Source organism: Scytonema sp. UIC 10036, from assembly GCF_009725235.1.
In genome coordinates, this window is record NZ_WJFC01000328.1 from 1 (window position 1) to 10067 (window position 10067).

At 41.6% G+C, this 10067-nt stretch carries 13 protein-coding genes and 1 pseudogene; 7 read left to right on the forward strand and 7 right to left on the reverse strand.

Going from position 1 to position 10067, the window contains the following annotated elements; genetic code table 11:
* Positions 1-72: 72 nt before the first annotated feature.
* Positions 73-1128, reverse strand: coding sequence for a tRNA 2-thiouridine(34) synthase MnmA (gene mnmA, locus F7734_RS58945; protein WP_155753461.1), 1056 nt, complete (start codon positions 1126-1128; stop codon positions 73-75).
* A gap of 285 nt (positions 1129-1413) precedes the next feature.
* On the opposite strand from mnmA, the gene F7734_RS58950 reads away from it, so the two are divergent.
* The 3 genes from F7734_RS58950 to F7734_RS58960 are packed head-to-tail and all read left to right on the forward strand — an operon-like array spanning position 1414 to position 2408.
* Positions 1414-1830 (forward strand): element excision factor XisH family protein, encoded by a 417-nt coding sequence (locus F7734_RS58950; protein WP_155753462.1) that lies wholly within the window; start codon positions 1414-1416, stop codon positions 1828-1830.
* On the forward strand, positions 1818-2159 hold the full coding sequence (locus F7734_RS58955) for a XisI protein (RefSeq protein WP_155753463.1): 342 nt from the start codon (positions 1818-1820) through the stop codon (positions 2157-2159). The genes F7734_RS58950 and F7734_RS58955 overlap by 13 nt, the downstream gene beginning before the upstream one ends.
* A 36-nt stretch (positions 2160-2195) precedes the next feature.
* A complete protein-coding gene (locus F7734_RS58960) occupies positions 2196-2408 on the forward strand; it encodes a hypothetical protein (protein ID WP_155753464.1) in 213 nt (70 codons plus the stop codon).
* Positions 2409-2517: 109 nt separating this feature from the next.
* Here the strand turns inward: F7734_RS58960 and F7734_RS58965 are convergent, their stop codons facing one another.
* Positions 2518-2769, reverse strand: coding sequence for a hypothetical protein (locus tag F7734_RS58965; protein WP_207714474.1), 252 nt, complete (start codon positions 2767-2769; stop codon positions 2518-2520).
* Between the two features lie 276 nt (positions 2770-3045).
* Between F7734_RS58965 and F7734_RS58970 the strand changes: the two genes are divergently transcribed.
* The 3 genes and pseudogenes from F7734_RS58970 (at position 3046) to F7734_RS58980 (ending at position 6214) form a co-directional block, all read left to right on the forward strand.
* The gene (locus F7734_RS58970) at positions 3046-3747 is read left to right on the forward strand and encodes a hypothetical protein (RefSeq protein ID WP_155753465.1); all 702 of its coding nucleotides are present in this window, start codon (positions 3046-3048) and stop codon (positions 3745-3747) included.
* Between the two features lie 75 nt (positions 3748-3822).
* A pseudogene (locus F7734_RS58975) lies at positions 3823-5446 on the forward strand (NAD(P)H-hydrate dehydratase).
* A 48-nt stretch (positions 5447-5494) separates the two neighbouring features.
* Entirely contained in the window at positions 5495-6214 is a 720-nt protein-coding gene (locus F7734_RS58980) for a hypothetical protein (RefSeq protein WP_155753466.1), read from the forward strand.
* A gap of 47 nt (positions 6215-6261) precedes the next feature.
* On the opposite strand, the gene F7734_RS58985 is transcribed toward F7734_RS58980, so the two are convergent.
* The 3 genes from F7734_RS58985 to F7734_RS58995 form a co-directional block, all read right to left on the reverse strand.
* Positions 6262-6894, reverse strand: coding sequence for a restriction endonuclease subunit R (locus tag F7734_RS58985; RefSeq protein WP_155753467.1), 633 nt, complete (start codon positions 6892-6894; stop codon positions 6262-6264).
* A 550-nt stretch (positions 6895-7444) separates the two neighbouring features.
* Entirely contained in the window at positions 7445-7693 is a 249-nt protein-coding gene (locus F7734_RS58990) for a hypothetical protein (protein ID WP_155753468.1), read from the reverse strand.
* Positions 7694-7724: 31 nt separating this feature from the next.
* On the reverse strand, positions 7725-8093 hold the full coding sequence (locus F7734_RS58995; protein ID WP_243147627.1) for a transposase: 369 nt from the start codon (positions 8091-8093) through the stop codon (positions 7725-7727).
* A gap of 50 nt (positions 8094-8143) precedes the next feature.
* Between F7734_RS58995 and F7734_RS59000 the strand changes: the two genes are divergently transcribed.
* Positions 8144-8326, forward strand: a complete 183-nt coding sequence (locus F7734_RS59000) for a hypothetical protein (protein ID WP_155753469.1) — start codon at positions 8144-8146, stop codon at positions 8324-8326.
* Positions 8327-8379: 53 nt separating this feature from the next.
* Here the strand turns inward: F7734_RS59000 and F7734_RS59005 are convergent, their stop codons facing one another.
* Positions 8380-8916, reverse strand: coding sequence for a phosphate-starvation-inducible PsiE family protein (locus F7734_RS59005; RefSeq protein WP_155753471.1), 537 nt, complete (start codon positions 8914-8916; stop codon positions 8380-8382).
* Between the two features lie 312 nt (positions 8917-9228).
* A partial coding sequence (locus tag F7734_RS59010) for a tetratricopeptide repeat protein (RefSeq protein ID WP_155753470.1) occupies positions 9229-10067 on the reverse strand: 839 nt, incomplete at its 5' end.

Genomic DNA, 10067 nt, shown 5'->3' on the forward strand with positions numbered 1-10067 from the left:
TCACCTTGACCACTTTTGTAAATAGCTTACCATAACATCAGCGCCACCCAGCAAAGTTGATGTGACAGACTACTAGTTAAATTGCTCAATAATTCCGCCACCTAAAACCTTTTCTCCGTCATACCAGACAGCTGCTTGTCCGGGGGTAATGCTGAACTGGGGTTCATCAAATACTATGCGGACACGAGAGTTTTCTAGAGGAATGACCGTCACTGGTACGGGTGTTGACCGATACCGGACTTGTGCTTCGGCTCGAATGGGGCTGGATGGTTCGGCTATGGATACCCAGTTGACTTGACCAACCGTGCATTCTGGCTGAGTGGCTTTTGTACGATCGCCTACAACCACCCGGTTATTGACTGCATCTAGTGAGATGACATACAGTGGTTCGGCGGCGGCGATCCCCAAGCCTTTTCGCTGTCCGATTGTGTAGTGATGGACACCTTCGTGCTGTCCCAGAACTTTCCCTGTGGTATCTACAATATCCCCTGTCTTGGGAGCAAGATATTTATCGAGAAATGCTCGCATTGAACCATTACTTTCTACCAAACATAAGTCTTGACTTTCTGGCTTATCAGCTGTTTTTAAACCTTGTTCTCCAGCAATGCGACGGGTATCGGCTTTGTGCATTTCTCCAAGAGGAAACACGGAACCCGATAGTAAATCTTGTGACAAGTCATAAAGAAAATAAGACTGGTCTTTATTGCGATCGACAGCTCGCAACAGTTGGTAGCGTCCGGTTGCTTCATCATACTGAATGCGCGCATAATGACCTGTGGCAATGCGATCGCATCCCAAATTTTCGCGAGCGTACTGCAACATGGGACCGAACTTCACTGTTTTATTGCACTGCGAACAAGGTAAAGGTGTAATCCCCGCGCTGTATCCAGTTACCAAGAAATCAACAATATTTGTTTGAAAGACATCCCGAATATCGACAACGTGATGGGGAACGCCTAGCTGTTCGCAAATATAAGCCGCGTCTATCATACCCTCAGAGCAACATTGACCCTTTCCTTTCATCAACCAAAGGGTTAAACCAATTACTTCATAGCCTTGAGCGTGCAGAATAGCTGCTGCGGTGGAACTATCAACACCGCCTGAAAGACCTACTACGACTTTGTTCATCTCCGTTACTTGCGATCGCTATTGACCGCTTCCAATATAGATAGAATTTTGCACCTCGCGCCGAACCTTTGGGAGTTTGTTCGCGATCTGCAAAGCGGTATTTCAAGCGTACCAAATTTGACGCTCTCTCGCCCACCTAACTCAAGGATAAATTGTGGAGAATAAAATATGAAAGTTCGTTCATACCGTAGCCATTATTGCCTAGATGTGCGTAGATTTTTAGAAGCGGTGGAAGGTCTTATAAGAACTACCTGCGTTACAATATGTGAAACGATCTAGCGATCTATGCCAACTAAGGATGTTTATCATGGTCAAGCTAAAAATGCCCTTATTAAAGCTGGCTGGAGGATTACTCGTGACACCTATCAGATTAAGTTCAAGGAAATCAAGCTTTATGCCGATCTAGCAGCAATGGCAATGTTTGCAGCGGAAAGGAATGAGCAGCACATCATTGTTGAGGTCAAAAGCTTTCTAGGACTTTCACGAGTTCGAGACTTTGAAGCAGCACTAGGTCAGTACATCCTTTATAGATTGTACTTGACGCAACAATTTCCTGAAGCAGTCTTGTATATGGCAGTGAGTGATTCAATCTACCGAAGTTTCTTTCTCAAAAGTGCAATTCAATTTGCAGTGACGGAATTGGATATCAAGCTGATTATTTTTAATGTAGAGCAAGAGGTCATTGTGCAATGGATAAGTTAAATACCTATCGAACAATTGTTAAGGAAGTGCTGACTCGTTACTACGAGCTCGATCGAGAACAACTGAGTCCTGGGATTGAACCTATTTTGGCGTTTGACGAAATTCGAGACCACTATTTTTGGGCGCAGGTTGGCTGGAATCAAACGGGGAGAACCTGTGGAAGTACAGTTTATATTCGGCTTAAAGATGGGAAGATCTGGGTTGAGGAGGATTTAACGGAAGATGGCGTGACAAATGATTTGCTGAAGGCAGGGATTCCAAAACATGATATCGTGTTAGGATTTCAGCATCCTAGAGAGCGAGCTTTAACTGAATTTGCTGTTGCATAAGACAGTTGTAAGCAAATTGATTCTATAATCCTTGCTATGACCGATGAAGAACTTAAGCAACTGATTGCCTCCAACGCCAAAGCTATTCAAGCAGCAGCTGACGAAAGAGTAGAACTCAGGCTAGCAGTGGGACGATTAGAGGAAAATATTGGTTGTATCGATCGAGCAATTGAGCAATTGACAACTCTTAATCAAGGGATTGTTAGATTGTTAGCTTCCCTAGATGATCGAATAATTCGTAATTCGTAGTTCGTAATTGGTGTCAGAAAAATTACCAACTATGAATTCAAAAAGAATTCAGACTGCATAGAAACAAGCCCGCAGCCGTAATCGTTTAAACGTAATTACGAATTACGAACTATGAATTACGAATTATGAATGTGGGGTAATTACGAATTACGAATTGCGCGTAGCGCTTGACTTGTTCATTTTCATCCAGTCCATCTACGCAGGCATCGTTGATGCTTTGCAACAGCTTTTGACTGTGATGACGGCGTAGATAATCCTTAAGGGCTAATGAGAATAAGTCACTGGGGGAAATTTGCATTTCCCGTACTAGAGTGAAAGCTTGTTCGTAGAGGGAATCGGGGATTGAAATCTCTTGAACCATAATCCAATAAGGTTTTTGAACACATTAGGTGGTATCTCTAGCTTAAGCTATCTGAAAACCAAACAACTTTGGCACTCTCTCGCCCACCTAACTCAAGGATAAATTGTGAAGGATAAAGGATAAAATATGAAAGTTCTCCCAATTAGGGGGTAGATCGCTTAAATTTGGACTAATTCCATTGTTTCTGCTGGCAAGAGGGTAGTAGGACAGTAAAACTATCCAAATATGTTGTATTTTTGATACTCTATACTTTTCCTGCGATCGTTACCAATAAATATGTCTAAAAAACTACTAAGTAGGAGCACAACACCTTTCAGTTTTTATTGTCTGTCTCTGCTTTTAGGAGGATGGGTAGCAATACTGGTGCCATTGGCTTCCGCAAAAGCTCAGTTTGACGTACCAGTCCCGCCCCCGCCTCCTGAAAATTATCAAGAATATAGCGCACCAGAGGGACTAGATCGGAGATACCCAGATCGTGGAGAGTGCTATCGCATATTAGTTGATAAAAATAACGGGCTAAATCGAGTCCGGCGAGTAGTACGCGATGCTTTCATTTATAGAGGTTTTATTCAAGCAGGGTATGAGTGTGGAGAACCTCGTATGCGAAGGCGAGTTGATAGGCTAGTATCAAATGGTATAGGTGGTATTCGAGTTTATCAGATTTCTAACGGACAAATTGTCGGAAGACCTTACCCAGATAGACCTTATCCAGATAGACCCTTATCACGTAGATGTAGAGTATATGGTGATAAATGTTACTATGTAGTCGTTCCAGCTATTTCCCAAAACTTACTCAGTCTTGAAAGACAGATTAAAGGATTAGTTCGTTACGGAGAACCTGTGGAAGCCAGGAATGAGCCACGAGGCGAGCACGTGAGAGTAGGACCTTTTGAAGAGCGATCGCAAGCAGAAATTTTAAACCGCCATCTCCGAAATCGAGGAAATTTATCAAATGCCAGAGTTTATTATGGCAAATAGGGATTGGGCAAAGGGCATTGGGCATTGGATATTAATCTAAAACCCCTTAATCCAAAATCTAAAATCCAAAATTCTATGGGTAGACAAGAACTAATTTCACAGGTTGTCGTTACCGCACAACAAATGCGGGATATTGAAGAACGTATCTTTGCTGGGGGAATGCCTGTAGCAGCTTTGATGGAAAAAGTTGCAGGATTAATTACCAATCGCATCCAAAGAATAACGGTAGAAGCTAATACCTACTCCCTCCCTTCTCCCTTCCCGCCACTCCTCTCCCCCAGTCCCCAGTTCCCACTCCCCACTCCCTCTCATTCCGCATTGGAATTCTCGTCGGTCCGGTCATAATGGCGGTGATGCTTTAGTTGTTGCTCGCGAGTTATTCTTTCGCGGTTATGAAGTTGGTATTTATTGTCCTTTCTCCAAACTGAAAGAATTAACTTCCCAACACTTACAGTACGCTCAAAATATAGGTATTCCTTGTTACTCATCAATTGAGCAACTGGCAGATTATCACCTGTTTGTTGATGGGTTGTTTGGATTTGGCTTGGAAAGAGCAATCGCTGAGCCTATTGCCACAGCTATTAACCAGCTAAATGAATGGCACAAACCCGCGATCGCTATCGATCTACCTTCAGGATTGCATACAGATACTGGAGAAGTGTTGGGAACTGCGGTACGTGCGACCCATACACTTTGTTTGGGTTTGTGGAAACTTGGTTTATTACAAGACCAAGCTTTAGACTATGTTGGCAAAGCAGAATTAATAGATTTTGATATCCCGTTGGCTGACATACACGCCATACTAGGCAAATCGTTAAGTATAAAACGCATCACAAGAAAAACCGCACTTTCCACTCTCCCTTTACCCCGTCCACCAGTCACCCACAAATACAAGGAAGGACATCTACTACTTATTTGTGGTTCGCGGCGCTATTCTGGAGGAGCATTACTCACGGGGTTAGGAGCAAGAGCAAGTGGTGTGGGAATGCTTTCCATTGCTGTACCCGAATCTCTCAAGCCTATAATTATAGCGCAGTTACCAGAAGCACTGATTATTGGGTGTCCGGAAACTGAGTCAGGAGCGATCGCACAACTTCAGCTACCAGAAAATACTGACCTCAGTCAATTTAATGCTATTGCTTGCGGTCCTGGTTTAACAAGAGATGCCAACCCAATTTTACAAGAAGTTTTAAACAGTAAAGTCCCTTTAGTTCTAGATGCTGATGGCTTAAATATCTTAGCCGATCTGGGAACTATTCCTACATTACAAAAACGCCAAGCACCCACAGTACTGACTCCCCATGCTGGTGAATTTAAACGGTTATTTCCCGATATTTCCGATCCCAATAAAGATAGAGTCAAAGCAGTCAGAGAAGCAGCCGCCCAAAGTACAGCAGTCGTGTTGTTAAAAGGAGCAAGAACTGCGATCGCCAATCCCCAAGGTACAGTTTGGCTCAACCCCGAAAGTACCCCAGCTTTAGCAAGAGGAGGTAGTGGGGACGTATTAACCGGATTACTTGGTGGATTGCTAGCTCAAGCTTCCTCTAAAAATATTCCCGTAGAAGATATTACCGCAACTGCGGCTTGGTGGCACTCTCAAGCAGGAATTCTAGCAGCACAAGAGCGAACAGAGTTAGGCGTAGATGCACATACACTTACACAATATTTAATACAAGTGTTATGTAACAGTGACCAGTAACCAGTGACCAGTGACCAGAAGGAAAAGGGAATCGTTAAGAGGTTTCAAATGAAAAATCTTGGCAGATACGGTACAAATCAAGATGATTTATCCATTGAGCAGCGCCGTGGAACTGATAACATTGATTTAAACGATCGCTTAATACTTGTTCAATCACCTATTGAACAAGTAGGGCAAGCATTTGTTCAAATGGGACTGGTAAATATTTGGAAACGAGACGTATATGCACGCAAAATAAAACTGACAGCTAAAAATAGCTTGCTACTTTTTCAATTTCAGAAACCTAGGTGGACTATAATTCAATCAAGTTACTTTTTTCCCTGTATCATTCAGTTAACAGATGCGTATGCTTTACTAATGTCTATGTGGTTGCATACCAAAGCAATTTATTATCAAGTTAGCGATGTATGCGGCTATATTGGATACCATCTTTACAGCGATCGTGAATCCACAGAGACGCTATATTACGAGCAAAAGGATTTTGGAGAAGAAGGCGGTAAAACTTACAGTTTAGGTGAAAACGAGTATAGGTTGGCAGATGGAATATGTTATTTTCGTTCAAAGTTACGCCAAATACAAGCTGATGATATCAGGAAGGGCTATAACTTCGGGTATGACTTCACAGACGAGTTTTTAAAAGAGCAAGATGCGTATGCACCCAGTATTTCTTGGTTCAGAGACTTTGAAATTGACCAGATAGTAACTGTATGGGTCTCAGGGCTTGAACGTACTGATTTAGAACGTATGGATTATATGACGCTAATTTAATATACATAATAATTCTTTATAAATATCCACTGGTCACTGGTTACTGGTCACTGGTCACTGTAAAATTTTCCCAAGCTTTTCAATACACTCAAAACCACATACAAATCATTTCCTGGATTAAAAATATCAAACAGTTTGGATAAAGCGTATTGAGGGTTTGTTCCTTTTACTAACTTAATAAATCGAAAATTAGCACCATTTGTAATTAATCCAAAGGTTGGTTTATCAAATTGCAAATCAGCCAGCATATAAGCTAGTAGCTGTGCTCTTGCTGCATCAAGAGAAAAATGTGCCTGCTTAGACTCAATCGCAGCCACCCACATCTGTTCAAAGAGAACTAAGACATCAATGTCCCCTTTGACAATGACGCCTTCATCTTCAGCAGAGATTTCTACAGATTTTTCTGACTTAATGTGAAAGGGGGGTAAATAAAAGCCAGCTAATTCTAGCAGAGGAGATAGCGCTACCATTTTGACGGTATTCTCAAGCATAGGGGGATATTGGAGCATATTGGCATAACTTGCTTTAACACCGTCAAGTCGCTGCTTTTCTAGCTCGGTAATTTCTGGCAAATTATCTTGCCATTCCCAGAAAAATTGCTCATCCTCAACTAGCTGAAGTCCAAACTTGGTTGTTAAATCGTACAGGGTAACGTTTCTAGCTTGAATTACTTGAACCATAACGTGCAGATTGATAACACGGTAAACAGTGAGATAGAACAAGAATACTATCACCTATCTAAGAACATGGCAATGCTAAAAACACCTTTACCTCTGTGCTCTCTGCGTCCTCTGCGGTTCATTAACTAAAATTTATTGAACATGCGTAAAACCCTATCAGATGTCAAAATAACACATTTGTGCTCTAAAGCCGTGGCTACTTGGCAAGCGTCCTCAAAATCTGAGCCATTTAAAATTTTGTGAGCCGAGTAAAAAATTGCCGATTGGCTCCTAGATACAACTTTCCTTAGTTTGTGTAATTTTTACAAATCTAGTTGGTTGGAAGGAAATAATACTAGTGTTAGGTTAGTATAAGTCAGAAAGGTGGGTGTGGGTTCGCACGAACCCACACTATTTTACAAGCATCTTTTTGGATTCATTATTGTCCGTGTTGGTGAGCCATGCTCATCGTAAAGAGAGTCAACACCTGCCTCAAACCCTAGGCTCAGCCTCTAAAAATGCATTCCCAGGCTTCGCCTGGGAACGAGATTGCAAACCTTAAAGTGACAGCTTACATCTTACCGTGCTGCATAACTTGCTGAAGGTGGTGGCGGATTTCTTGTGCATGCTCGACATCAGCTTGACGCAACTTCTGGAACAGTTCTACACAAGGTTGAGAACCAGCTTGCTTTGCATCGTTGATGTAAGTTTCATAAGCTTTGATGGCTTCAGCTTTGTTGTGCAAAACAGTGAGAAAGTCGTATTCCAAGTTGCTTACGGGATTCTGAGTTTGAGGATTGTTTCCTGCTGTTTGAACCATGATTACCCTCCTTTAGGTTTCTTATTCCCTTCTACTTGCCTGAAGGAAGGTCTTCATCTGTCCAAAAGAATAGTTCCATCATTTTGGTTGAGGAATGTAAGTAGCTGTCAACAAAGTTATTGCGGTGACGAACAATGTTTTGAATCCGATTGGATGTACCTCTTCCTTCAGGTAGGAAACCTCTAAATTTAGCTAGCTGCTTTTTGTAAAACTGGTTAGTTGATTTTAAAGGTTTACCATTTACAGCTATTGGTTGTATGGTAGGGTCACTAAAAACAATCGTTGCTAGATTGTCTAAACCTATATCAATAGAGGCTGTTAACTCTAGATTGAGACTACAGAAAAATTCTGTATTGTCTGGAATATCGTAAACGACCTCTATCACAAAACAGCTCGTCATTGGTACTATTCTTACTTCACACAAATTATCAAATTTCAATAAGATATAGTGTGTTTGAATGCATAAGTCAAACAGCGATCGCTCTCGATCGCTGCACTAGCATTTTAAGGCTGGTTCTCGCAGGGGAAATGTTTGTCAACAGAGAAACACGAGGGGTGGAACAACTGGAGATGGAACTAGATATGGCTGCCGCTGAACTTGAAAGACAGCAGCAGGAAAGACCAGATACTTAATACCTATTTGGGCAATGGGCAATGGGCATTGGTCACTGCTCACTGCTCACTGGTTACTGGTCACTGCTCACTGAATACCGTCGTGAATGAAATTCGCTTTCCTGGTGCTTATCCTCGCGATGTTTAATAGGACATACCTTGGTGTTAGCGCTCATGCAATCCATATGCGGTGTTTTAGCGCACACTATCAACAGCCCGCCTAATATTACCAATAAACAACAAATGGCTGCAGCTTGAATCCAAGAAATTTCCAATGCACCATGAACCACAACTTCTCGCAGTAACGACACGATTGTAACTTCTACTGCAACTCCAACTGAGATACTATGCTCTTGCAAATAAACCATCAGCAATCGGAACAACTCAACCAAAATCAAGATAAACAGTATTTTGGCTGTTACATGTTTATAATCTACTGACTCTGTAAGGGCGATCGCTATTCCCCATAACTGAACGAGCATAACGGCAAATAAACCCAAACACAGGACAATCACAATTAAATCTTGGAAAGCTTCCATATTGCTCACTATCCACTGTCGGTCAATCCAGCGATTGGAGAATAAGAATTGGCTCTTGAAGCGCTTTTTCATCAGCATTACATTACCACTTGAGAAAGGATAAAGGATGAAGGATAAAGGATGAAAAATTTCTCCTTCATACTTCATCTTTACGGATATAAGCCCCTAATTTTGTTCATAAATGATACAAATTGGAAACCAAAATCAGACAGATTTTTGGGTGAAATTAAGTCCAAACAAGACTTTTTCAATCCAAAATCTAAAATCTAAAATCCAAAATTGTATGAGACAGCATTTGTAGCGATATATCATTCTTTCAGTTCCCAAATCTTTACTGTGGGAACTTTACTTCATCCTTTATACTCTACACTTTATTCTTTCCACTTAGCGCGGTTGATAATTAAAATTTTGCGGATTATTTAAATTTTGTGTTTGTTGCAACAATTGTGATGCTTGGTTTGCCCACTGTGAATTTCCTTGAGCCTGGTATAAATTTCTGGCGTATTGCAATACTTTTACTGCGTCGGAATATTGTCTTAACTGTATAAAAGCTAACCCTGCTCCATAATAAGCATTGGCATAATTAGAGTTTCCTTCAGCCGCTTTTCTAAAAGCATCTAATGCATCTTTGAACTTACTTTGACTAAATAAAATCGTTCCAAGATTGTAATGAGCTTCTGAATATTTGGGGTTAATTTTGACGGCTTTGCGAAATACTTCTTTTGCTTTCTCTGTTTTCCCTTGTTGTAAGTAGCACAACCCTAAATGGTAAGCTGGTTCGGGTGCATTAGGGCTAAATTCCATTGCTTTTCTAAAGGATGGTATAGCTCTTTCCCAATTTCTCTGTTGCTCGTACACCAATCCTAAGTTGTAGTGCGCTATCCCCAGTTTGGGATCGATTTCTAGAGCGCGTCGCAAGTAATCTCCTGCTTGTTGCAGATTGTATCCTTCTAAGAGCGATCCGCCCAAGTTAGCGTAAGCTAGGGCAAATTTGGGATCTGCTTGTGTAGCTTTGTAAAATGCATCTGCTGCAGGTTGTAATTGTCCTACTTGTCGCAGTGCTAGCCCCAAGTTGTAATGTGCTGGGGCTAAATTAGGATCGAGTTCGGTGGCTTTGCGAAATAATGCGATCGCATCTGCAACTCTCCCCACTTTTATCGCCTGTAACCCTTGGTCTAAATACTCTGGAGCGCCGCTGTCAACGTATTGTGCTAGTAGAAGAG